Genomic DNA, 24005 nt, shown 5'->3' on the forward strand with positions numbered 1-24005 from the left:
CTTTTTCATCAACGCACGTCGCGGTCGCGCGAACGGCCGTCGCGTGCACGCACGTCGCTGGTCGTGGGCGCCACCGGGATCACCGAGGACTGGGCCGGCGCGGTGCCGGCAACGCTCGGGCTGGCTGCGTCGACCGGCGTGGCCGCGTTGTTGCCGGTTGCCTGCATGAGCTTGTCCAGCGGCAGGTACAGCAGGTTGGAGCCCTGCTTGCTGTCGACCAGCACCTTGGTGGTGCTGGCGTAGATCTGCTGCATGGCGTCGGTGTACATGCGGTCACGCGTGACCTGCGGCGCCTTCTGGTACTCGGCGAGCACCGCGGCGAAACGGCCGGCATCACCTTGTGCCTGGGCGACGATCCGCGCCTTGTAGGCCTCGGACTCTTCCTTCAGGCGCGACGCCGTACCGGTGGCCAGCGGCACCACGTTGTTGGCGTAGGCCTGCGCATCGTTCTTGGTGCGCTCGCGTTCCTGGCCGGCCTTGAGCACGTCGTCGAACGCGGCCTGCACCTGCTCGGGCGGACGCACGCCGCCCTGCTGCAGGTTGATGCCCACGACTTCGACGCCGATCTTGTAGCGGTCCAGGATGGTCTGCATCAGCGTGCGCACGCGCGGTGCGATCTGGTCGCGCTCTTCAGCGAGCGCGGCGTCCATCTTCATCTTGCCCACGACCTCGCGCACCGAGGTCTCGGCCACCTGCACCACCGTCTCGGCGGGCGACTTGCTCTCGTAGAGCCAGGCGCGCGCATCGCTCAGGCGGTACTGCACGGCGAACTTGATCTCGACGATGTTCTCGTCTTCGGTCAGCATGGCCGACTCGCGCAGGCCAGTGGAACGCACGATGGCGTCACGGCCCACGTCGGTGGAGCGGATCTGCGTGACCACCACCAGCTCGTGGCGCTGAATGGGGTACGGCAGGCGCCAGTTGAAACCGGCGCCCACGGTCGTCTTGTAACGGCCGAATTGCGTGACCACGGCCTGCTGGCCTTCATTCACGATGAAGAAACCGGTGCCGAGCCAGATGAGGATCGCCACGGCAGCCACGAGGCCGAGGCCGAATCCTGCGTTTTTCATGTCGGGTCTGTAGCCGTTGCCGCCGCCGCTGCTTCCGCCGTTGGGACGGTTGCCGCCACCCTTGCCGCCGAAGAAACCGCCGAGCTTGCGATTGAGGTCGCGCCAGAGTTCATCGAGGTCGGGAGGACCCTGGTTGGGGCCTTGGCCGCGGGGGCGGTTGTCGTTGTTGTTGCCCGAGGGCGGGGGTGTCGGTGCGCCTGGAGGATTGGCGTCGGGTGGCCGGTTGCCGGCCGGGCGGTCGCCGTTGGAGGACGGCTCGTCGCCGCGACCCCATCGGCCGTCGTTCAGATTGAACATGCCCAGAAACCCTCTCCGCGCTGGCTTTGAATTCATTCGCTTCGTTCTCTTGTCAGTGGCGGGATTGTGCCCAATCCATCGGCGGCATCGTGCAATTCAGCGTCTGCCTCAGGGGTCATCGTATCGGCTACGGAGCCCGACTGCCGGGCGAGCTCCGCGCGCAGCAACGGCACTCCCTCGCCGCTCTTGGCGCTGAGGAAGATACGGGGAACCTGCACGCCGTCGATTTCCATCTCGTCCTGCAGATGCAGCGGACGTTGCGTGCTTTCAAGAGCGTCGAGCTTGTTGAACACCAACAACTGCGGCACGGCCTCGGCGCCGATGTCGCGCAGCACCGACTGCACCTCGGCCATCTGCTCGGGGTAGTGGGGGTTGGAGGCGTCGATCACGTGCAGCAGCAAGTCGGCATCGACCGCCTCCTGCAGCGTGGCCTTGAAGGCGTCGACCAGCCCGTGCGGCAGATCGCGGATGAAACCGACCGTGTCGGAGATGGACACCTGCCGCCGCGCGTCGCCCAGGTAGAGGTTGCGCGTGGTGGTGTCGAGCGTGGCGAACAGCTGGTCGGCCGCATACGCGCGGGCCTTGACCATGGCGTTGAACAGCGACGACTTGCCCGCATTGGTGTAGCCCACCAGCGAGATGTTGAAGGTCTCGCGGCGCTCGCGCTGGCGGCGTTGCGTGCCGCGCTGCTTCTGCACCTTGGCAAGCCGTTCGCGCGTGCGCTTGATCGACTCGTTGATCATCCGGCGGTCGAGCTCGATCTGCTTCTCGCCCGGGCCGCCGCGCACACCTGCACCGCCGGTCTGGCGCTCCAGGTGCGACCAGCGGCGGACCAGCCGCGTGCTGAGGTACTGCAGGCGAGCGAGCTCGACCTGCAGCTTGCCTTCGTGCGAACGCGCGCGCTGGGCAAAGATCTCGAGGATGAGAAAGGTGCGGTCGTAGACGGCGACGTCGAGCTGGCGCTCGAGGTTGCGCTGCTGCGCGGGGCTCAGGGACTGGTCGAAGATGACTTCGCTCGCCCTGTACAGGGCAGCCAGTTCCTTGATTTCTTCGGCCTTGCCACTGCCAACGAACAGTGCCGCGTCGGGCGCCTTGCGCTTGCACGCAAGCCGGGCGACGGGCGTCAGGCCCGCGGTCTGCGCGAGCAGGCCGAGTTCCTCGAGTTCGTTGTCGAAATGGGGCAGCCCGAAATCTACGCCGACGAGAACGGCGGCGCCTTCCTGGCGGGGGATCAGTTCAGACAAGCGGGATCAGAATAGGGAAAAAGCGCGGCAGCCGGGGCCGCCGCGCTCCGCGCGATCAGGCGGCGGTGTCGTCGTTCTCGGCAGCCGAGAAGTTGACGGCGCGACCCGGCACGATGGTGGAAATGGCGTGCTTGTAGACCATTTGTGTCACCGTGTTGCGAAGCAACACGACGTACTGGTCAAAAGACTCGATCTGGCCTTGCAGCTTGATACCGTTCACCAAATAAATGGAAACCGGCACATGCTCGCGACGCAAGGTGTTCAGAAACGGGTCTTGCAGAAGTTGCCCTTTATTGCTCACGATATTCTCCGTGTTCAAGAGTAGTTGTTGGAGAGATGACCTTAACACAGGGTTTCCGCGCTGCAGCAACCGGGGTCAAAAGCCTTGAGAAAATAACGGCTCTCAAAAGACGGAACTTCCATGACAGGAGCAAGTCAACAGCCGCCATCGGCAGCCAAGACCCGCCCTGCCCTCAGTCGTCCTTGTCGGCGAACGGATTCGCGGAGCTCTTGAACTGGATGCGCAACGGCGTGCCCACCAGGTCGAACTCCTTGCGGAAGCGCCCTTCGAGGAAGCGCTTGTACGCCTCGGTCACGTGCTCCAGCGAATTGCCGTGGATCACGATCACCGGCGGGTTCATGCCGCCCTGGTGCGCGTAGCGCAGCTTGGGCCGGTACATGCCACCGCGCTTGGGCGCCTGGAACTGCACTGCCTCCAGCAGCAGCCGGGTCAGCACTGGCGTCGACATCTTGCGCGTGGCCGACTTGTGGGCCTGCGCAATCGCCTGCCACACGGGGCCCAGGCCCTGGCGCTTGATGGCCGAGATGAAATGCAGCGCCGCGAACTTCAGGAACGGCAGCCGGGTCTCGATCTGGCGCTGGATCTGTTCGCGCTGGTAGCTGTCGACCGCGTCCCACTTGTTGATGGCGATCACCACGGCCCGTCCGCTTTCGAGGATGTAGCCCGCAATGTGCGCGTCCTGGTCGGTCACGCCCTGCGTGGCGTCCAGCAGCAGCAGCACGACGTTGGCCGACTCGATGGCCTGCAGCGTCTTGACCACCGAGAACTTCTCGATCGCCTCGAACACCTTGCCCTTGCGGCGCAACCCGGCCGTGTCGATCAGCTCGAAACGTTGCCCGTTGCGCTCGAACGGCACCGAGATGGCGTCGCGCGTGGTGCCCGGCATGTCGAAGGCCACGAGGCGCTCTTCACCCAGCCAGGTGTTGATCAGCGTCGACTTGCCCACGTTGGGGCGGCCGGCCACGGCCAGCTTGATCGGCTTGTTGACGTCGTCTTCTTCGGCCTCGTCGTCGGGGTCGGGCAGGTTCAGCGGGGCGAGCGCGAGCTCGACCAGGTCACGCATGCCCTGCCCGTGCGCCGCCGACACGCCGTGCACGTCGCCGAAGCCGAGTTCGTAGAAGTCCACGAGCTTGGTGCCGTCGTGCATGCCTTCGGCCTTGTTGGCCGCCAGCACGCAGGGCTTGCCCAGACGGCGCAGCTCGTTGGCGATGTCATGGTCCTGCGCCGACAGGCCCTCGCGGGCGTCGACCACGAAGATCACCACATCGGCCTCGGCCACGGCCTGGCGCGTCTGCTTGGCCATCTCCTTGTAGATGCCGCTGCCCGCGTCGGGCTCGAAGCCGCCGGTGTCGATGACGATGAACTCGTGCTTGCCCAGGCGGCCGTTGCCGTAGTGGCGGTCGCGGGTGAGTCCGGCAAAGTCCGCGACGATGGCGTCACGCGTCTGGGTCAGGCGGTTGAAGAGCGTCGACTTGCCGACGTTGGGCCGCCCGACCAGGGCCACGACCGGCTTCATGGCCGGCCTTTCGATGGCACGGTTTTCATGGTCGGGCCTTGGAGGAAAAAGAAAGAATTATTCAGGACGGTAGCCAAACACACCACCCTTGGCGGTCACGACAACGACGGTGTTGCCCGCCAGCACCGGCGTGACGGTGATCGCCGAGCCATCGGGCGCGACGCGGTTGAGCAGCGCACCGTCTTCGCGCGACACGAAGTGCAGCGTGCCGGTGTCCTCGCCGATGACCAGCGAGCGGCCCACGGCCAGCGGCGCGGTCAGGTTGCGGTTCTTCAGGCGGCTCATCTGCCAGGCGCGTTCGCCGTCGGCGCGGCGCCATGCGGTGACGCTGCCGTCGGACTCGGTGCCATAGACGAAGCGCTCGTCGCCACTGACGCCGTCGGCGCCCGAAGCGGGCTTGCTCCAGACCAGCGAACCGCGAACGGTTTCGACGCAGCCCACGCTGGCGTAGTACGCACGGGCGCAGAGCGTGTCGCCGAAGCGGCTCACGCTGCCGGTCAGGTCGACCAGGCGTTCGACATCGTTGGTGCCGCGCGGTGCCGCAATGGGAGACTCCCAGCGCGACGTGCCATTGGCCGGATTGATGCCGACCAGCCGGCCGCCGATGCCGGCTACCAGCGTGTCGCCCACGGCGAGCAGCACGCCCGACTTGCGCAGCACCAGGTTTTCACCCGTGCGCTGCTGGATCCAGAGGCGGCGGCCGCTCTGGCCGTCCCATGCGCTGATGCTGCGGTCGGCGGTCTGCACGAACACGCGGCGGCCCGCCACCAGCGGTGCGGTGAAGGCTTGCGCGGACAGCTTCTGCTTCCACAGGACCTTGCCCTTCTCGATCGCGACCAGTTCGTTGTTGGTGGTGACGACGGCGGCCATGGAGCCGTCGCTGCCTACACCTGCCGCCAGCGGAGCGCCGGCGCTGACGCGCCAGGTTTCACGGCCGGCGCGGGCGTCGATGGCCACCACCGTGCCGTCGCTGCCGGCCACGGTGACCGTGTCGCCGCTGACGTCGGTGGTGAGCGGGAACTTGACATCGGGAATGCGCACGGTCCAGGCTTGGCGCACGCCGAGCAAGGACGGGTTGGCCGCGAGTTCTTCGGGCTTCGGCTTGCCGCTGCCAGAGCAGGCGGCAAGCAACGCGACCAAAACAAGAGCTGATCCCGCACGCAGGGCGGTCGATTCAGGCATGAGACGCTTGAAATTCATGATGCGGTCAGGGAGTTTTGGGGGCTGCGGGTGTGACGGTGACGACAGGCGCCAGGCTCTTCGGGTCGACGCCGACCGCGTTGAGCTTGATCTCGATCAGGCGGCGGTAGTCGGAGGTGGCGCCGAGGCCGGTCCAGGCCTTGCGGTATTCGGCCTGCGCTTCGGCGCGCTTGCCCTGGGCCAGGTAGATGTCGCCCTTGCGGTCGGCCACCAGCGGTTCGAATTCCTTGGGCACGCTGCCGTCGAGCTGTTTGAGCGCGTCGTCATAAGACTTGCTCTCGAGCAGTTCGGCCGAGAGGCGCAGCTTCGCGACCGCCTGGTACCCCGGGTCGACGGCACTTTGCGCCACCCACGTGAGCGCGGCGCGCGAGCCGTCGGCATTGCCCTTTTCATACAGCGTCTTGGCGACCAGCAGGCCGGCCTGTTGCGCGTAGGTGGTGCGGGCGAAGCGCTCCTTCATGTCGCCCATCACACGCTGGATGCGCTCGACGTCGCCGGACTGCGTGCTGCGTTCGACCTCGTCGTAAAGGGCCGCTGCCTGGGCTGCCTGGCTGCGCTGGTAGTACTGCCAGCCGTTCCAGGCCACGAAGGCGCCGGCGACAAGCAGCACGACCCAGGTGATCAGGGTGCCGTAGGTGTTCCAGAAATGCTTGAGCTGGTCGAGCTGTTCCTGTTCTTCGAGGTCGAGATGGGTTGCCATGCGCTGTCAGGTGTTGGGAGCCGGCGATTGTAGGGTGGCGGCCCAGGCGGCCACTTCTGCGAGAGGCCGTGCGGTCTGCGGGACGTTGGCGTCGCGCAGGGCCTTGAGAGTCACTTCGCCGCGCGCAAGTTCATCGGCGCCGAAGATCAGAGCGAACGTGGCGCCGCTGTTGTCGGCCCGCTTGAATTGCGACTTGAAGCTGCCGAGCCCGTCCGCGGTGGCCGCATGCATCTGCACTCGCACGCCAGCGTCGCGCAACTCCTGCAGCGTGCGCAGCACCACGGGCATGGCAGCGGCGTCGGGCACGACGGCATAGACATCGGGTGTCGGCAATGGAATGTCGGTGCCCTGCTCTTTCATCAGGTCGAGCACACGCTCCACGCCCATGGCCCAACCCACGGCCGGAGCGGGCTTGCCGCCGATCTGCGCGATCAGGTCGTCGTAGCGGCCCCCTGCGCACACCGTGCCCTGCGAGCCCAGGCGGTCGGTCACGAACTCGAACACCGAGAGGTTGTAGTAGTCCAACCCGCGCACCAGACGCGGATTGATCGTGTAGGCGACGTTGTTGGCCTTGAGGATGGCCTGCAGCCCTTCGAAGTGCGCGAGCGACTCGGCACCGAGGAAGTCGATCAGCTTCGGCGCCGACTCGACCACGTCCTTCATGGCCGGGTTCTTCGTGTCGAGGATGCGCAGCGGGTTGCTGTGCAGGCGGCGCTTGCCGTCCTCGTCGAGCTTGTCGGCGTGCTTCTCGAAGTGCGCGATGAGCTCGGCGCGGTGCAGCGCCCGCTCGGCGGGCTGGCCCAGGCTGTTGAGTTCGAGGCGCACGTCGGTCAGGCCGATGGTCTTCCAGAGCGCGTTGGCCAGCAGGATCAGTTCGGCGTCGACGTCGGGACCGGCAAAGCCCAGCGCCTCGGCACCGATCTGGTGGAACTGGCGGAAGCGTCCGCGCTGCGGCTTCTCGCGACGGAACATCGGGCCCGTGTACCAGAGGCGCTTGCCGCCGTCGTACAGCATGTTGTGCTCGATCACTGCACGCACGAGGCCGGCCGTGTTCTCGGGCCGCAACGTCAAGTGGTCGTTGTCACCGTACTTGTCCGAGCGGTCCTGGAAGGAGTACATCTCCTTCTCGACGATGTCGGTCACCTCGCCGATGCCACGCACGAAGAGCGCCGTGTGCTCCAGGATGGGCGTGCGGACGTTGCGGTACGCGAAGCGCCCCATCAGGTCGCGCACGGTGGCCTCGAGCCACTCCCAGCGCGCCGATTCGGGCGGCAATATGTCGTTCATGCCTTTGACGGCATTCAATTTTTCAGCCATGGATCTGCGGAGGTGTCAGGCCGCGACAGCGTGTTCGCCGCCGAAGCGCTTTTCGATGTAGGTTTCGACGAGCTGGTGGAACTCGTTGGCGATATTGTCGCCGCGCAGCGTGAGGGCCTTTTCGCCGTCGATGAAGACCGGCGCGGCAGGCGATTCGCCGGTGCCGGGCAGGCTGATGCCGATGTCGGCATGCTTGCTCTCGCCGGGGCCGTTGACGATGCAGCCCATGACGGCCACCTTCATCGTCTCGACGCCGGGGTATTTCTTGCGCCAGACCGGCATCTGCATGCGCAGGTAGTCGTCGATCTGCTTGGCCAGTTCCTGGAAGGTGGTGCTGGTGGTGCGGCCGCAGCCCGGGCAGGCGGTGACGCTCGGCACGAACACGCGCAGGCCCAGCGCCTGCAGGATCTCTGAGGCGATGACCACCTCCTGCGTGCGCGACTCGCCCGGCTGCGGCGTGAGCGACACGCGAATGGTGTCGCCGATGCCCTCCTGCAGCAGGATCGACAGCGCCGTGGCCGACGCCACCGTGCCCTTGGTGGCCATGCCGGCTTCGGTCAGGCCCAGGTGCAGCGCGTAGTCGCAGCGGCGGGCCAGTTCGCGGTAGACCGAGATCAGGTCCTGCACGCCGCTCACCTTGCACGACAGGATGATCTGGTTGCCGTCCATGCCCATCGACTCGGCCAGTTTGGCGGACTCGATGGCCGAGGTGATGAGCGCCTCGTACATCACCTGCTTGGCGTCCCAGGGCTGGGCGCGCCCACTGTTGACGTCCATCAGGCTGGCGAGCAGCTCCTGGTCGAGGCTGCCCCAGTTCACGCCGATGCGCACCGGCTTGTTCCAGCGCATGGCCGCCTCGATCATCTGGCCGAACTGCTTGTCCTTCTTGTCGCCCTTGCCCACGTTGCCGGGGTTGATGCGGTACTTGCTCAGCGCCTCGGCGCAGGCCGGGAAATCGGTGAGCAGGCGGTGGCCGTTGTAGTGGAAGTCGCCGACCAGCGGCACGTCGATGCCCATGCGGTCGAGCTGCTCGCGGATGTAGGGCACCTGCGCGGCGGCCTCCGGCGTGTTGACCGTGATGCGGACCATTTCCGAGCCGGCAATGGCCAGTTCCTTCACCTGGATGGCGGTGCCGATGGCATCGACCGTGTCGGTGTTGGTCATGGACTGCACGCGCACCGGCGCGTCGCCACCCACCGTGACCACGCGCGGGCCCCAGACCACGTTGGCCTGGCGCGAGCGGCGCGCCTTGGGCGCGGCCGATTCGATGGGCACGGGAAGGCTCTCGTTGGTCATCACTTCACCTCGAAACGCGCCACGCCACCGCCCTTGGTGACGGGCTTCAGGTCGAACGGCTGGCCGCGAACCTGCACATCGACGCTCGACGCGCGGCCGATCACGACCGAGAGCGGCAACGTGCCCGACAGGCCGAGCGTCTCGCCGGCCTTGAGGCTGCGGCGAAGCAGTTGCTTGCCGCCGGCTTCGCTCACGGTGACCCAGCATTCCTCGCGTGCCACGAAGACGAGTTGCTGGCTGCTGTTCGCGGCGGCTGCCGCGGGTGCAGAAGCTGCGGCCAGCGGCGCCGCGGCAGCGCCCGCGCCGACGGCCCCGGGTGCAGTTGCGGGCGCAGCGGCACCCGCAGCGCCCACGGGCCCGCTCGGCGCCACGATCTGCGCGGGAACGCTTTCCGCAACGGTGCCGGGAGCGCTCGGCGCAGCGGAGCCGCCCGCCGGCGCTTCGCCGGTCGAATTGGTGTTGTCGGAGCCGCTGTGCGCCGTCAGACGCGCCACGGTGGCGCCGATCTGGTCGAACACCGACTGAGGCAGCCAGAACAAAGCGCCCGCGCCGATCAGCAGCAGCAACACGACGGTGAGCAGCGCGCGCGACGGCAGGCCGCTCGAACGGCTGCTGTTGCTGCTCCAGCGCGGCGTGCCCGACGAGATATTGGTCTTGAGCGTGCGGTCGGCTTCGGCCAACGACACCCGCTGCGTGGTGGGCAGCTTCGCCAGCACCGGCGCCGGGTCGATGCGCAACGCGCGGCACACGCTGCTGGCCAGCGCGCGTGCAAAGACCGGGTCGGGCAGCGACCCGATGTCGTCCGCCTCGAGCGCCAGCAGTTTTTGCGGCGGCACCTTCAGCGCGGCCGCCACCATTTCGATGTGCAGGCCATGGGCCTCGCGTGCCTCGCGAAGCAGGTCGCCGGCCGTCTTGTGCGTGTTGTCGCCTTCCGCCAGCGGCTGTGCCACGGAAGTGCCGAACTCCGAAACCCGATCAATCATTGAAATTCCCGCGCTCGTACGCTGATGCCTCCCGCGATTGGGGGAAACGTCGTTGCAGTTGGCCTCCCAACTGCGCTGCGGCCTCGCGGTTGTTGAGCTTTCGTTCGACCCTGATGCCGAGCCAGAGCGTTTCCGAACTGGCCGCTGCGCTGTTGTTGACCCGGCGAATGTAGAACTGCGCGCGCGTCCACTCTTCGCGCTGCGCCAGCACCGAAGCCAGGTTGAAGCCGACCACCGGGTTGCCGGCGTCGATCTCGTAGGCCTGCATGAGGCTGCGCTCGGCCTGCACCCGCTGGCCGGCCTTGAGCTCGCACACGCCCTGCGTCATCAGCGTCTTGGCGCGGTCGGCGTAGCTGGGCACGGCAAGCGCTTCGTTGAACTGCGCGGCCGCGTCGCCGAAACGGTTCTGCTGGCACAGCAGCCAGCCGTAGTTGTGGCGTGCATTCGCGTCGCGCGGACTGATGGCGATGGCGCGGCGGAAGCTGTCTTCGGCCATGCCGGCGTCATCCAGCCGCATGTAGACCAGGCCGCGCAGGTTGTAGGCGTCGGCGTTGTTCGGGTCGGCGACCAGCGCCTGCTTGATCTCGTCGAGCGCCACGGTCGTCTGGCCCTGCTCGAAGTAGCCCGAAGCGAGCTCCATGCGCAGGCGCGCACGGCGCTGGCGGGAACTCTCGTCGGACTCGGTCACGATTTCATTGCCCTTGCTCGAGCTGTTGTCGGCAAGGCTGGTGGTGGTGGTCCGCGTATTCACGCAGCCCGAGAGCAGTAACGCCACGGCGACACCGGCAAGGCCCACGGCAAGCAGCCGCTGCGCATTCACGGTCGTCATCGGAAAGGCCATGCTCATTGTTTCAGTGCTCCTGGGGGGTGGTCTTGCGAACGGGATGCAAAACGATGGGGCGCTCCGTGGCGCGGCGCTGGGCCATGCGTTCGGCCGCGCGGGTGCGGTCCTTGACGTCGCCGGCGAGCTGGCCGCAGGCGGCATCGATGTCGTCGCCGCGCGTCTTGCGCACGGTGGTCACGAGTCCGGCTTCGCTCAGCGTCTTGGCGAACGCCAGCACGCGCGGTTGCGGCGAGCGCAGCAGGCCCGACGCCGGAAACGGATTGAACGGAATCAGGTTGAACTTGCACGACACGTCGTGCTTGCGCACCAGCTCGATGAGCTGGCGGGCGTGTTCGGGCTGGTCGTTGACGCCGTCGAGCATGCAGTACTCGAAGGTGATGAAGTCGCGCGGCGCATGCACCAGGTAGCGCTTGCAGGCCTCGAGCAGCTCGGCAATGGGGTACTTGCGGTTGAGCGGCACCAGGTCGTCGCGCAGCGCGTCGTTGGGCGCGTGCAGCGAGACGGCCATGGCCACGGCGCAATCGGTGCCCAGGCGGTCGATCATGGGCACCACGCCGGAGGTCGACACCGTCACGCGGCGGCGCGACAGCCCGTAGGCGTTGTCGTCGAGCATGGTGCGCAGCGCGGGCACGAGCGCCGAGTAGTTCTGCAGCGGCTCGCCCATGCCCATCATCACCACGTTGGAGATGACGCGCTCGCTGCGCTTGAGGTGCTTGCGAAGGAAGTGTTCGGCAAACCACAGCTGGGCGACGATTTCGCCCGTGCTGAGGTTGCGGCTGAAGCCCTGGTGCCCCGTGGAGCAGAAGCGGCAACCGACCGCACAGCCGGCTTGGGACGACACGCACAACGTGCCGCGGTCGTCCTCGGGAATGAATACGGCTTCGACGGCATTGCCGTCACCGACGTCGAACAGCCACTTGATCGTGCCGTCCTTGGATTCGTGCTGCGTGAGGACCTGCAAGGCCTCCACGCGCGCGGTGGTCGCGAGCTTCTCGCGAAGCGACTTCGCCAGATCGGTCATCTGGGTGAAGTCGCTGGCGCCACGCTGGTGGATCCAGCGGAACAGCTGCGTGGCGCGGAATTTCTTCTCGCCGAGTTTTTCGCAGAACGCAGCCAACCCCTCGAGATCGAATTCGAGCAGATTGGCCGTGGTCATGGAATCGGTCGAGATGCGGCTTCAGCGTGCGTAGACGTTGAGGCCGGCGAAGAAGAAAGCGATTTCGTTCGCTGCGGTTTCGGGAGCGTCCGAACCGTGAACGGCGTTGGCGTCGATGCTGTCGGCGAAGTCGGCGCGGATGGTGCCGGCGGCTGCCTTCTTGGGATCGGTCGCGCCCATCAGGTCACGGTTCTTGGCGATGGCGTTGTCGCCTTCGAGCGCTTGCACGAACACCGGGCCCGAGATCATGAACTCGACCAGGTCCTTGAAGAAGGGACGTTCCTTGTGCACGGCGTAGAACTGTTCGGCTTCGTTGCGCGACAGGTGCACCAGCTTGGCGGCCACGACCTTGAGGCCGGCGGCTTCAAAACGGGAAACGATCTTGCCGATCACGTTCTTGGCAACTGCGTCGGGCTTGATGATGGAGAGGGTACGTTCGATAGCCATTGAGTGCTTCCTGGAGCTTGATTTTGAAGTGTTTTGTCACAACCGCAACACTCTTGTTGCGTCGCATGTCGACAAAGCCTCTGATTTTAACCGGCGCGGCCTTGCGGATTGGTGAAAACCCCGCGAAAGGCCGCGCTGTGGCGGCAGGCTTTCAGCGCCCGCGGCGCCGTCCGCCACCCTGCCCGGCCGGACCACCGTAGCCGCCACCACCGCCGCCGCCACCGCGGCGCCCACCCGGGCCTCCGCGCTGCTCCTTGCGCTGACGCGAGAAGCTGTCGGCGCCGATGTAGCCCAGCGAGGTCTTCATCGGATCGGGCTGGTTGGCGCCGGTGGGCTGGCGGTCTTCGCCCTGGCGATTGCCACCGCCCTGCCCTTGGCGATTGCCGCCACCACCGCCACCACCACCACCGCTGTTGCCGGCATTGCCGCGGCGGCCCTGGCCTTGCGGCGGACCGCCGTTGCCGCCACCGCGATTGGCGCGCCCGCCCCGATCGCCGCGCGGCGGACGACCGTCGCCCAGCGGATTCGGGATCGGCGCCTCGCGCCCGCCGTCGTCGCGCATCTCGCGCGGCGCCTGGCCGCCGCCGGCGTTGCGGTTGCCGCGGCGCTTCTTGTTGCGTCCGTTGCGGCCGTTGTTGCCGCCACCGTCCTGTCCTGGACCGCGCTGCTGCGGGGCCGGACGCGCCGCGGCACCGCCCGAGGCCTGGAACAGCGCGCGGATGTCGCGCTCGTCGAGCTCCATCCAGGCGCCGCGCTTCAGGCCGCGCGGCAGCACCATCGCGCCGTAGCGGATGCGGATCAGCCGGCTGACCGCATGGCCCACCGACTCGAACAGGCGGCGCACCTCGCGGTTGCGGCCTTCGGAAATGGTCACGCGGTACCAGCAGTTGGAGCCTTCGCCGCCACCGTCTTCGATGGCGCCAAACTGCGCCATGCCGTCGTCCAGGCGCACGCCGTCGAGCAGCTTCTGCTTTTCCTCGCTGGTGAGCGCGCCCAGCACGCGCACCGCGTACTCACGCTCCAGGCCGAAGCGCGGGTGCATGAGCTGGTTGGCCAGGTCGCCCGAGCTGCTGAACAGCAGCAGGCCTTCGGTGTTCAGGTCGAGGCGACCGACCGACTGCCACTTGCCCTGTTGCAGGCGCGGCAGCTTGCGGAACACCGTCGGCCGGTTCTGCGGGTCGTCGTGCGTGACGACTTCGCCCACCGGCTTGTGGTACGCGATGACGCGCGGCGGCGGGGGCGCGATACGGAAGCGGATCGGCTTGCCGTTGATCTTGACCTGATCGCCGAACTGGATGCGCTGGCCGATGTGGGCCGGCTCGTTGTTGACGGAGATGCGGCCCTGGAGGATCAGCTGCTCCATTTCGAGCCGCGAGCCGAGGCCGGCCTGCGCCAGCACCTTGTGCAGCTTGGGCGAATCGGCCTCGGGCAGCAGCACGCGCTTGAGCGGCGGGACCTCGGGGCTTTCCTCGTCGGCGTCGAACTGGCCGGAGATGACGTCGGCGAAGCGGATCGGCTCGGGCGGCAGCGCATTGCGCTGCTCGCGCTCGGCGGCACGGCGGGCACGGTCGAGGTCGTCCTCTTCCTCGTCGGGCTCCTCTTCGTCTTCTTCGTCCTCTTCGTCGTCCTCGTCGTCGCGACCGGCTTGCTCGGCGCGCTGCTCCTGGCGGGCTTGCGGAGCCACCGGCGCGGGTGCCGGCTCTTGCGCGGGCTCTTCGGCGACGGGCGCTTGCACCTCGACAGCAGCGGCCGCGGCCACCACGGGTTCTGCAGCTTCAGGAGCATCCACCACCGCTGGGGCTTCAGGCGCTTCGGCCGCTGCAGCGGCCTCATCGACCACCACCTTCTTCTTGCGTGGCGCACGCGGTTTCTTCGGCGCTTCGGCCTCGACGGGCGCAACGACTTCCGGCGCTGGCTCCACGGCCTCCGGCGCTACCGATTCAGTAGCAGCACCCGCAGCCTTCTTGGGCGTGGTCGCCCTTTTCTTCTTTTTGACTTCGGGCTCGGCAGGCAGCATTGCCGCGTCTTCGGTGTCGGTTGTGCTCATGAGGTTTTTCCGGAGGAAGGAGCGTGAGGGTCGGCCTCGTCCGGGGACGGGGCATCGGGTTCTGGCGCCGGGGCCGGGGCCTGCGCGGAATCGGGTTCCGGCTCGGCGGCGGGTTCGGCGGCGCCTTCAATGTCAACGGTGGGCGAGGCTTGCGGCACGTCGTCTTCGGCGGCGGCATCCTCGGCAAATTGCGCTTGCGCGGCTTCGACGGCCTCGGCCGCTTCAGCTGCTTCGGCCGGTTCAGCCACTTCCGCTGCTTCAGCCACTTCCGCTGCTTCAGCCACTTCCGCTGCTTCAGCGGCCTGGGCGGATTCCGGCAGGACCTCGGCGACGGCGGCCTCTTCACCCAGCAGCGCGCCCGGATCCGAAGCGTCCTGCCCCGTGGCGTCCGCATCGCCTTCGATGGCGACCGCCTCGGCTTGCGGCGCGGCGTCCATCGGCAGCCCCTGCTGCTCGCCAGAGGCCCGCTCCAGCGCATCGACCAGGGCCGCCTGCTGCGCGGGCGTCTCGATCAGCGGCAACTGGTCGAGCGAGGCCAGGCCCAGGTCGTCCAGGAACTGGCGCGTGGTCGCGAACAGCGCCGGTCGGCCCACCGTTTCACGGTGCCCGATGACCTCGACCCAGCCGCGGTCCTCGAGCTGCTTCAGGATCATCGAGTTGATCGTGACGCCGCGGATGTCTTCCATGTCGCCGCGCGTCGCCGGCTGGCGGTACGCAATGATGGCCAGCGTCTCGAGCGCGGCGCGCGTGTAGCGCGGCGGCTTCTCGGGGTGCAGGCGATCGAGGTGGTCGCGCATCTCGGGCCGGCTCTGAAAGCGCCAGCCGCTGCCGACGCTCACAAGCTCCAGGCCGCGCTGCGCCCAGTCTTCCTGCAATTCAAGCAACAGCACCTTGATGGTGTCCACACCCAGTTCGTCGTCGAACAGCACGCGCATGTCGCGCACCGGCAGCGGCTGGCTCGAACAGATCAAGGCGGTTTCGAGAATGCGCTTGGCATCCGCCGTATTCATGGTTCGCGTTATCCGGGAAAAGGCGCCTCGGGGGCGCTTGTTCAGAAGGATGAAAGGAGTAGGCGTTGCAGGCACGCGGCAAATGCAACGCAAGGCCGGTCTTGGGTGACCAGCGCGGCTCTCGGGCCGTCAGGCGCGATTGTAATCCAGCCCCCAGGTCTGCAAAGCCTGGGCCAGGTCGGCCGGCGGCGCCGAGCGGAACTCCATCGGCGCTTGCGTGACGGGGTGCACGAAAGCCAGCCTGAAGGCATGCAGCGCCTGGCGTGACAGGCCGACGGCCGGGGCGCCGCCATACAGCGCGTCGCCAACCAGCGGATGACCGATCGACGCCATGTGCACGCGGATCTGGTGGGTGCGGCCCGTTTCGAGCGTGCAGCGCACGGCGCAGCCTTCGGAATGGCTGTCCAGCCGCTCGATCAGGGTGCGTGCCGTCTTGCCCGCATGGCGCTCCAGATCGACCACGGCCATGCGCAGCCGGTTGCGCGGATCGCGGCCGATGGGCGCGTCGACCTGCCGTGCGGCGGCGCCCTCCCAGGGCTTGTGACCGATTGCAAGGTACTGGCGCTTGACCTCGCGCGCGGCAATGAGCCCCACCATCGCATCCATGGCCGCCCGGGTGCGCGCCACCACCATCAGCCCGCTGGTGTCGCGGTCGAGCCGGTGCACGATGCCGGCGCGCGGCAGCAGCACGGCCTTCGGGTCCAGCGCCAGCAGGCCGTTGAGCAGCGTGCCGCTCCAGTGCCCCGGCGCGGGATGCACGACCAGCCCCGCGGGCTTGTCGATGATGCGCAGGTGCTCGTCCTCATGCACGGTGACGATGTCCATCGCCTCGGGCCGGAAGGCCTGGCTCTGGGGCGTGGGGCGCAATTCGATGCGGCCGGCCTGCCCAGCTTTCACCGCGGCGGAGACCTTCTTGAGCGTGCGGCCCTGGAGCTCGACCGCTCCGGCCTCGATCAACTGCTGCAGGTAGCTGCGGGAAAATTCGGGCACCAGCGCGGCGAGCGCGCGGTCCAGCCGCTGGCCATGCTGCGCCGCGTCAATGGTGAAGGGGCGCAGTTCGCTGGGCTCGATGGGGTCGGCGCCCTCCTCGAGTTCGGCCGTCTCGGCGGACTCGGGGCCTTCGGGGATCGGGCCCGAAGGGTCGGTCGATATAATTGAGGGTAACTGTTTCACGAAAGCCGTATGTGATGTTTCGCGCCAAATTATCGGTCCCCACCTGGATCGCGCTCAGCGCGGCGGCTCTGCTAGCAGCTGGCTGCTCGTCGACCTCCGTCGACAAGACCGCGAACTGGAGCCCCAACCGCATCTACGCGGAAGCCAAGGACGAAGCCGGCTCGGGCGCCTACGACAAGGCCGTGCCGCTCTACGAGAAGCTCGAAGGCCGCGCCGCCGGCACGCCGCTCGCCCAGCAGGCCCAGCTCGAAAAGGCCTATGCCCAGTACAAGTCGGGTGAAAAGGCCAGCGCCATTTCCACCATCGACCGCTTCCTGAAGTTGCACCCGGCAAGCCCCGCGCTCGACTATGCGCTCTACCTGAAGGGCGTGATCAACTTCAACGACGACCTCGGCATGTTCGCCTTCATGACGCGCCAGGACCTGTCCGAGCGCGACCAGAAGGCCGCCAAGGAATCGTTCGAGTCCTTCAAGGAACTCGTGACGCGCTTCCCCGATTCGCGCTACGCCCCCGACGCGCGCCAGCGCATGAACTACATCGTGAACTCGCTCGCGCAGTACGAAGTTCACGTGGCTCGCTACTACTACTCGCGCGGCGCCTACCTGGCCGCCATCAACCGCGCGCAGGTTGCACTGTCCGACTACCGCGAAGTGCCCGCACTCGAAGAAGCGCTGTTCATCATGGTCAAGTCGTACGACGCGCTCGGCATGAAGGACCTGCGCGACGACACGCAACGCGTGCTGACCACGAACTACCCGCAGAGCACCTACCTCGCCAACGGCTTCAAGGGCAAGGACGACCCTTGGTGGAAGCTCTGGTAAGTCCAGAACCCGCGCGGCGCGCTCGGCGCGCGCCGCTCAGTTCCTGAGCGCGTCCAGCGCGGCGTCGAAGTCCGCTTCGCTCTCGAGCCGCCGCATCGGCGGCAGCGCCGCCAGCAACCGGCGGCCATAGCCCATGGCGACCAGGCGCGTGTCGCAGATGGCGAGTACGCCGCTGTCGGTTTCCCGGCGAATCAAACGCCCCGCCCCCTGCTTGAGCGCAACCGCCGCCTCCGGCAGCGAGTAGTCGGCAAACGAACTCCTGCCTTGCGATTCGAGCCGCTGCGAGCGTGCCTCGACCAGCGGATCGTTCGGCGGCGGGAACGGCAGCTTGTCGATCACCACCAGCTGCAGCGCGTCGCCCGGCGCGTCGAACCCCTCCCAGAACGATGCCGACGCCACGAGCACGCAGCCCGCGCGCCCGGCGCTCGCACCCTCGCGGAAGCGGTCCATCAACACGCGCTTGGGCAGCTCGCCCTGCACCAGCACCTCGGGCCTCGATGCGGCATCGAGCAGCTCGAAGTGCTGCTTCATGGTGTCGCCGATGGTGCGCAACGCGCGCAGCGTGGTGGTCAGCACCAGCGTGCGTCCGCCAAGCTCGGTGGCGCCGCGTGCCGCCAGTTGGGCGACCTTTTGACTGTGCGAGGGATCGTTGGGCTTCGGAAAAGCGCGCGGCACATAGAGCGCGGCCTGCGAGGCGTAGTCGAACGGACTCTGCACGCGCAGCACTTCCGCGTCGTGCAGGCCGCAGGGCTCGGTGAACCAGCGCAGCGTGGGCTCGTCGCCCAGCGTGGCGGAAGTGAAGACCCAGGCGCGCCCACCGTTTTCGTGCGATGGCACTTCCTGGCCTGCTGAACGGCCCTGGCCCTGGTCCAGGCCCTGTTCCTGCCGCTCGCCATAGGCGTCGAGGTCGTCGTCCATGCCATCGCCGTCATCGGCCCCAGCCTCGACGATCTTGAGCACGCGCTTGCGCATGGCATCGGCAATGTCCAGCGGCGATTCGATCAGCCGCAGCTGCGAACCCACGTCGACCCAGCGCACCGAATCGACCTCGCAGGGCAAGGCGAAACGCGCGGCGCGTTTTGCGAGCTGCCGCGCCCGCTCGTGCAGGCGCACGAAGTCGGGCGAGATCTCGCTGACGGTGGCAATCCCTTCGGCCGCCAGCTCGAACGAATGCTGCAGGTCGTCGAGCGCGCGCTGCCAGGCGTCGGCATCGACACCTTCCGGCGATGCGCCGAGCCAGCGCAGCTTGGCCCCGGGCCATTGCTTGCCGACCACCAGGCGCAGCTCGCGCGCGGCGCGTTCGACGCCGCCCACCAGTTGCTGCCAGTCGACCAGCCCGCGCGCGTGCTGCAGGCCCGCGCCGAGCATGTCGCGCGCGAAATCGAGCGCCTGGCCGCTGCCGAGTTGCGCGCCCAGGAACTGCACGCCGGTCTCGTTGAGCTGGTGCGCTTCGTCGAAGACGACCACGCTCACGGTCGGCAGCAGTTCCGCCATGCCGGTCTCGCGCACCGCGAGGTCGGCAAAGAACAGGTGGTGGTTGATGACGACGATGTCGGCCGCCAGCGCTTCTCGCCGCGCCAGGTTGACGTGGCACGACTTGAATTGCGGGCACTGCGCGCCCAGGCAGTTCTCGCGCGTGGAGGTGATCAGCGGAATCAGCGGCGAGCGTTCGTCCAGCCCCGGCAGCTCGGCCAGGTCGCCGGTGCGCGTGGCCTTCGACCACTGCTCGATCTTGGCCAGCGTGCGCAGGCTGCCGCGCTCGGGCAGCGAGGCGTCGTGGCGCGCCATGTCGAGCCGGTGCAGGCACAGGTAGCTGCCGCGCCCCTTGAGGAGGGCCGTGCGCACCGGCAGGCCGAAGGCCTCCACCAGCCGCGGCAGGTCACGGCCAAACAGCTGGTCCTGCAAGGTCTTGGTGGCGGTCGACAGCAGCACGCGTTCGCCGCTCAGCAGGGCCGGCACGAGGTACGAGAAGGTCTTGCCCACCCCGGTGCCCGCCTCGACCACGAGCACACCGCCCTGGTCGATGGTGCGGGCCACGGCGATGGCCATTTCGGTCTGGCCCGAGCGTTCACGGAATTGTTCGGCGGCGCGCGACAGCACACCGTCTTGCGCGAAAGCGTCGCGCACCTTGTCTTCGAGCGCGCCCATCAGGCCGGTTCTTTCGGGTCGAGGTCGTTTTCGAGGCGCGTGATCTGGTCGCGCAGCGCGAGGCGGCGCTTTTTCAGGCGCCGCAGCAGCAGCTCGTCTTGCGGCGAGCCTTCGGACAGCCGGTCGATGGTGGCGTCGAGGTCGGCATGCTCGATGCGCAGCTCGATCAGCTGGCGGGAGAGGGAGTGAAGATTGGAGTCCAACGGTGGGGCGCGCACGCTGTGTTTTCGCGGCGCTTGTTCATTCGATAATACGTCCTGACACGAATCCCCGAGAAGACAGAAACACGCGCTTCAGGCGCCCATGCCTCATGACTCAAGGCTTTCGACTTGCAGCGGCCACCGGACTCCACAAGGGAGACCGCCCCTACCAACAGGACCAGGTGCTCATGATGAGCCACCCGCGCGTGCCTGGCTGCGTGCTCGGCCTCGTGGCCGACGGCATGGGCGGCCGCAGCGGCGGGCGCAAGGCGTCCGACCAGGTGCTGATGACGGCGCGCCAGCTCTTCACCCGCTACCAGCCTGGCCGCGACGACCCGCAGGCCGTGCTCCGGCAGATCCTGGAAGACTCGCACACGGTCATCAAGCTCACCGCCGTCTCCAGCGAGCAGGAGCCGCACAGCACGCTGGCGGCCTTCCTGATGACCCCGAAGGGCGACTGCGCCTGGATCCACGCGGGCGACTCGCGCATCTACCACTTCCATGACGGGCAGCTCGTCATGCGCACGCGCGACCATTCGTACGTGCAGGTGCTGATCGACCGCGGCGAGATCACCGAGGCCGAGGCCAACATCCATCCGCAGGGCAACATCCTGCTCGGCTGCCTGGGCATGGCGACCACGCCGCCGCCCGTCGACCCGTACTACATCCCGAAACTGCAGGCCGGCGACCTGCTGATGGCCTGCAGCGACGGCCTTTGGCACTACTTCAGCCCGGAAGAGATGGCCAGCGTGCTGTATTCGCAGCCGCCGCGCGATGCGGCCGAAATCCTGGTGGGTGAAGCGCGGCGACGGGCCCGCGGCACCGGCGACAACCTCTCGATTGCCATCCTGAAACTGGACGCGATCCCCGCCCCCGCCTGAACGGCGAAAGCCCGCCGCCCCACCCGTTCGGCGTCACCCCATCAGCGCGATCAGCGGGCGGGTGCGGATGCCGCCGATGCCGGCGGCGGTGGCGGCAGGGGCGCCCCACGCGGCTTGTCGCGGTTCGCGTTCTGGCGCTCGCGGCTGGCCCTGTGCTCCTCGGCGCGCCGCTGTTTTTCCTCGAAGCGATTGGCGACCGCCGGCGCATCGGCCTGGCGTTGCGCCGCCTTGGCCTGCTCGGTGGCATGGGTCTGCTGCTTGGACTGGAACTGGCGCTCGCGCTCGGCCCCTTCGGCCGCGGTGGCGGCACGGCTGGTGGCATGGTCGGCGGCGCGCTGTTCGCGTTCCTTCTGGTTCTGCGCCGATTGCTCCTGCTTTTCGGGCACGTCGACCGAGCGTTGCGTGCCGGCCTTCTGGTCGAGCTTCTGCAGTTCCGCCGCGCCGCTGCGCTGGCGCTGGATGTCATTGATCGCGGTTTCCTGCCGCTTGATGTTGTCTGTTTCCTTGCGGCGGCGGCTGCGGCTTTCGCGCAGGCAGTCTTCCACCGCGAACTTCTTGTAGCAGGCGGCCCGCTCTTCGACGAAACGCTTCTCGATGGTCTCGCGCTCGGTGGAGAGCCTGCGCTTCTCCCCCTCGAGATCGGCATTGCCCGTCGCGGCGTTGGACTGCGCCCACAACGGCAGGCTGGCCAGCGTCATGAGCAGGGCAAGGGCGAATTTTTTCATGTGAGTCGGGTGTCGACGATGCGGCGTTCCAGGGCAAGAAACTCGCTCGACTGCATTTCAGTGAGCCGGGAGACCGTGCGCGGAAACTCGTGCGACAGCGGCCCCTCGGTGTACAACGCCTCGGGCGGAACCTCGGCCGACATGATGAGCTTGCAGCGCCGGTCGTACAAGACGTCCACCAGCCAGGTGAAACGGCGTGCTTCGGAGGCCATGCGCACCGGCATGTGCGGCACGTCGGACAGCAGCACCGTGTGGTACTGGCTGGCGATCTCCAGGTAGTCATTCTGCGAGCGAGGGCCGCCGCACAGCGTCTTGAAGTCGAACCAGACCACGCCGCCGGCCTTGCGCAGCGCGCGGATCTCGCGCTGCTCGATGTGAAGAATGGGGCTTTCGTCGGCCGTCTCGGCCAGCTTGTCGAAGGCCTTGCGCATTTCCTTCTCGGCCGACGCGTCGTTCGGCGTGAGGTACATGCGCAGTTGCTCGAGCGTGCGGCGCCGGTAGTCGGTGCCGTTGTCCACGCTCAGTACCTCGAGCTTCTCGTTCAGAAGCGCGATGGCGGGCAGGATGCGGTCGCGGTGCAGCCCACCCGGGTAAAGATCGTCGGGCTTGAAGTTCGAGGTGGTGACGAAACCCACGCCGTTCTCGAACAGCGACACCAGCAGCCGATGAAGAATCATCGCGTCGGTGATGTCCGCCACGTGGAACTCGTCGAAGCAGATCAGCTTGTAGCGCTTGGAAATGCGCAGGCCGAGCTCGTCGAGCGGATTGACCGTGCCCTGCAGTTCGCGCAGTTCGCGGTGCACCTCGCGCATGAACTCGTGGAAGTGCAGGCGCGTCTTGCGCCGCAGCGGCACGGCGTTGAAGAAGAGGTCCATCAGGAAGCTCTTGCCCCGCCCGACGCCACCGTACATGTAGACGCCGCGCGGAAGCTCCGGCCGGTTGATGAACTTCTTCAGCGCATTCGAACGCTGGGCCTTGTATGCGGCCCATTCGTTGGCGCAGCGATCCAGCGCCTCCACGGCGTGCAGCTGCGCGGGATCGGCATGGAACCCGCGCGCAGCGAGTTCCGCCTCATAGGCCTGTTTGACGCTGGTCAAGAGAAACGGGAGCTCAGAAGTTCAGCGTGCGCTTGTCCACGGCGAGTGCCGCTTCCTTCGTGGCTTCCGACAGCGACGGGTGCGCGTGGCAGATGCGTGCGATGTCCTCGGCGCTGGCCTTGAACTCCATCGCCACCACGGCTTCGGAGATCAGCTCGCTGACCTGCGGGCCCACCATGTGCACGCCCAGGATCTCGTCGGTCGTGGCGTCGGCCAGGAACTTGACCATGCCGGTCGTGTCGCCCAACGCGCGCGCGCGGCCGTTCGCCAGGAACGGGAAGGTGCCGGCCTTGTAGGCGCGGCCTTCGGCCTTGAGCTGCTGTTCGGTCTGGCCGACCCACGCGATTTCGGGGTGCGTGTAGATCACCCACGGAACCGTGTTGAAGTTGACGTGACCGTGCTGGCCGGCAATGCGCTCGGCCACGGCAACGCCCTCTTCCTCGGCCTTGTGCGCCAGCATCGGGCCGCGCACCACGTCACCGATCGCCCACACGTTGGGCAGGTTGGTCTTGCAGTCGCCGTCGACGTTGATCGCACCGCGCTCGTCGAGCGCGAGGCCCACGGCTTCGGGGTTCAGGCCGATGGTGTTGGGCACGCGGCCGATCGACACGATCAGCTTGTCCACGTCCAGCGTCTGCGCTTCGCCCTTGGCGTTGGTCCAGGCGATCGACACGCCCTTCTTGCCCGACTTGATCTCGCCGACCTTCACGCCGAGTTCGATCTTCAGGCCTTGCTTGTCGAAAGCCTTCTTGGCTTCCTTGGCGATCTGCTCGTCCACCGCGCCCAGGAAGGTCGGCAGTGCTTCCAGCACCGTGACTTCCGAGCCGAGGCGGCGCCACACCGAACCCATTTCGAGGCCGATGACGCCCGAGCCGATCAGCGCCAGCTTCTTCGGCACGGCGCCCATGCGCAGCGCGCCGTCGTTGGAGAGGATGTTTTCCTCGTCGAAGGCCGCACCGGGCAGCGCGCGGGCGTTGGAGCCCGTGGCCACGATGATGTGCTTGCCGACGATGGTTTCCTCGGCGGCGCCAGCCACCTTGATCTCGTAGCCGCCTTCAGCGGCCTTCACGAACGAGCCACGGCCGTGGAACGACGAAATCTTGTTCTTCTTGAACAGGTAGGTGATGCCGTCGTTGTTCTGCTTCACGACCTGGTCCTTGCGGGCCAGCATCTTGCCGATGTCGAGCGACAGGCCCGACACGTTGATGCCGTGGTCCGCAAAGCCGTGGCCGGCGTGGTCGAAGTGCTCCGACGATTGCAGCAGTGCCTTCGAGGGGATGCAGCCGACGTTGGTGCAGGTGCCGCCGAGTGCGGGACCGCCCTTGGCGTTCTTCCACTCGTCGATGCAGGCCACGTTGAAGCCGAGTTGAGCGGCGCGGATGGCGGCAATGTAGCCGCCGGGGCCGCCGCCGATGACGATCACGTCGAATTGTTTGGACATGGATTCTTTCTAAGGTTTCGTACAGCCGGACCCTGTCGGTCGAGGGCGTTCGAGGCAAGGCCCGTCGGCGAGCACCCGGGCAACCGGCTTT

Annotated in this window: 22 protein-coding genes; 2 read left to right on the forward strand and 20 right to left on the reverse strand. The window is 67.3% G+C overall.

The genetic code is table 11. The features are described 5' to 3' along the window. Window positions 1-8: 8 nt before the first annotated feature. The 15 genes from hflK to BM013_RS04095 all read right to left on the reverse strand — a co-directional run bounded on the left by hflK (window position 9) and on the right by BM013_RS04095 (window position 16580). Window positions 9-1367, reverse strand: a complete 1359-nt coding sequence (gene hflK / locus BM013_RS04025) for an FtsH protease activity modulator HflK (RefSeq protein WP_093123053.1) — start codon at window positions 1365-1367, stop codon at window positions 9-11. A gap of 32 nt (window positions 1368-1399) precedes the next feature. Then, the gene (hflX, locus tag BM013_RS04030) at window positions 1400-2611 is read right to left on the reverse strand and encodes a GTPase HflX (RefSeq protein ID WP_093123056.1); all 1212 of its coding nucleotides are present in this window, start codon (window positions 2609-2611) and stop codon (window positions 1400-1402) included. Between the two features lie 55 nt (window positions 2612-2666). Beyond that, on the reverse strand, window positions 2667-2912 hold the full coding sequence (gene hfq / locus BM013_RS04035; RefSeq protein WP_093123058.1) for an RNA chaperone Hfq: 246 nt from the start codon (window positions 2910-2912) through the stop codon (window positions 2667-2669). Window positions 2913-3084: 172 nt separating this feature from the next. Further along, window positions 3085-4428, reverse strand: a complete 1344-nt coding sequence (der, locus tag BM013_RS04040) for a ribosome biogenesis GTPase Der (protein WP_093123060.1) — start codon at window positions 4426-4428, stop codon at window positions 3085-3087. Between the two features lie 57 nt (window positions 4429-4485). Further along, window positions 4486-5628: an outer membrane protein assembly factor BamB gene (bamB, locus tag BM013_RS04045; protein WP_093123062.1), complete on the reverse strand. Its 1143-nt coding sequence runs from the start codon at window positions 5626-5628 to the stop codon at window positions 4486-4488. A gap of 7 nt (window positions 5629-5635) precedes the next feature. Next, complete coding sequence (locus BM013_RS04050) at window positions 5636-6328, reverse strand: YfgM family protein (protein WP_093123065.1); 693 nt, start codon at window positions 6326-6328, stop codon at window positions 5636-5638. Between the two features lie 6 nt (window positions 6329-6334). Beyond that, on the reverse strand, window positions 6335-7645 hold the full coding sequence (gene hisS / locus BM013_RS04055; RefSeq protein WP_093123067.1) for a histidine--tRNA ligase: 1311 nt from the start codon (window positions 7643-7645) through the stop codon (window positions 6335-6337). 15 nt (window positions 7646-7660) lie between these two features. Beyond that, complete coding sequence (gene ispG / locus BM013_RS04060) at window positions 7661-8941, reverse strand: flavodoxin-dependent (E)-4-hydroxy-3-methylbut-2-enyl-diphosphate synthase (protein ID WP_093123070.1); 1281 nt, start codon at window positions 8939-8941, stop codon at window positions 7661-7663. Further along, window positions 8941-9924: a helix-turn-helix domain-containing protein gene (locus tag BM013_RS04065; RefSeq protein WP_093123073.1), complete on the reverse strand. Its 984-nt coding sequence runs from the start codon at window positions 9922-9924 to the stop codon at window positions 8941-8943. The genes ispG and BM013_RS04065 overlap by 1 nt, the downstream gene beginning before the upstream one ends. After that, complete coding sequence (gene pilW, locus BM013_RS04070; protein WP_093123076.1) at window positions 9917-10771, reverse strand: type IV pilus biogenesis/stability protein PilW; 855 nt, start codon at window positions 10769-10771, stop codon at window positions 9917-9919. Before pilW ends, BM013_RS04065 begins: the two co-directional genes overlap by 8 nt. A gap of 4 nt (window positions 10772-10775) precedes the next feature. Beyond that, window positions 10776-11924 carry a dual-specificity RNA methyltransferase RlmN gene (gene rlmN, locus BM013_RS04075; protein ID WP_093123079.1) on the reverse strand — a complete coding sequence of 383 codons (1149 nt, stop codon included), beginning with the start codon at window positions 11922-11924 and terminating at the stop codon, window positions 10776-10778. Between the two features lie 21 nt (window positions 11925-11945). Beyond that, complete coding sequence (gene ndk, locus BM013_RS04080; RefSeq protein ID WP_056521682.1) at window positions 11946-12371, reverse strand: nucleoside-diphosphate kinase; 426 nt, start codon at window positions 12369-12371, stop codon at window positions 11946-11948. A gap of 151 nt (window positions 12372-12522) precedes the next feature. Next, on the reverse strand, window positions 12523-14418 hold the full coding sequence (locus BM013_RS04085) for a pseudouridine synthase (protein ID WP_093123082.1): 1896 nt from the start codon (window positions 14416-14418) through the stop codon (window positions 12523-12525). Then, window positions 14415-15428, reverse strand: coding sequence for an SMC-Scp complex subunit ScpB (scpB, locus tag BM013_RS04090; RefSeq protein ID WP_093123086.1), 1014 nt, complete (start codon window positions 15426-15428; stop codon window positions 14415-14417). The genes BM013_RS04085 and scpB overlap by 4 nt, the downstream gene beginning before the upstream one ends. 129 nt (window positions 15429-15557) lie before the next feature. After that, a complete protein-coding gene (locus tag BM013_RS04095; protein ID WP_371279628.1) occupies window positions 15558-16580 on the reverse strand; it encodes an RluA family pseudouridine synthase in 1023 nt (340 codons plus the stop codon). 35 nt (window positions 16581-16615) lie between these two features. Between BM013_RS04095 and BM013_RS04100 the strand changes: the two genes are divergently transcribed. Then, window positions 16616-17422 (forward strand): outer membrane protein assembly factor BamD, encoded by an 807-nt coding sequence (locus BM013_RS04100; RefSeq protein WP_093123090.1) that lies wholly within the window; start codon window positions 16616-16618, stop codon window positions 17420-17422. Window positions 17423-17458: 36 nt separating this feature from the next. Here the strand turns inward: BM013_RS04100 and BM013_RS04105 are convergent, their stop codons facing one another. Together BM013_RS04105 and BM013_RS04110 are read right to left on the reverse strand one after the other, a co-directional pair. Continuing rightward, window positions 17459-19573, reverse strand: a complete 2115-nt coding sequence (locus BM013_RS04105) for an ATP-dependent DNA helicase (RefSeq protein ID WP_093123093.1) — start codon at window positions 19571-19573, stop codon at window positions 17459-17461. Further along, window positions 19570-19773, reverse strand: coding sequence for a YdcH family protein (locus BM013_RS04110; protein WP_093123096.1), 204 nt, complete (start codon window positions 19771-19773; stop codon window positions 19570-19572). Before BM013_RS04110 ends, BM013_RS04105 begins: the two co-directional genes overlap by 4 nt. 107 nt (window positions 19774-19880) lie before the next feature. Between BM013_RS04110 and BM013_RS04115 the strand changes: the two genes are divergently transcribed. Then, the gene (locus BM013_RS04115) at window positions 19881-20651 is read left to right on the forward strand and encodes a PP2C family protein-serine/threonine phosphatase (RefSeq protein WP_093123098.1); all 771 of its coding nucleotides are present in this window, start codon (window positions 19881-19883) and stop codon (window positions 20649-20651) included. Window positions 20652-20701: 50 nt separating this feature from the next. On the opposite strand, the gene BM013_RS04120 is transcribed toward BM013_RS04115, so the two are convergent. The 3 genes from BM013_RS04120 to lpdA are packed head-to-tail and all read right to left on the reverse strand — an operon-like array spanning window position 20702 to window position 23914. After that, window positions 20702-21376 carry a hypothetical protein gene (locus tag BM013_RS04120; protein ID WP_093123100.1) on the reverse strand — a complete coding sequence of 225 codons (675 nt, stop codon included), beginning with the start codon at window positions 21374-21376 and terminating at the stop codon, window positions 20702-20704. Further along, window positions 21373-22473, reverse strand: a complete 1101-nt coding sequence (zapE, locus tag BM013_RS04125; RefSeq protein ID WP_093123103.1) for a cell division protein ZapE — start codon at window positions 22471-22473, stop codon at window positions 21373-21375. The genes BM013_RS04120 and zapE overlap by 4 nt, the downstream gene beginning before the upstream one ends. Window positions 22474-22486: 13 nt before the next feature. Beyond that, entirely contained in the window at window positions 22487-23914 is a 1428-nt protein-coding gene (lpdA, locus tag BM013_RS04130; RefSeq protein ID WP_093123106.1) for a dihydrolipoyl dehydrogenase, read from the reverse strand. Window positions 23915-24005 lie beyond the last annotated feature (91 nt).

It is taken from the genome of Variovorax sp. OK605 (assembly GCF_900115445.1).
Classification (GTDB): Bacteria; Pseudomonadota; Gammaproteobacteria; order Burkholderiales; family Burkholderiaceae_C; genus Variovorax.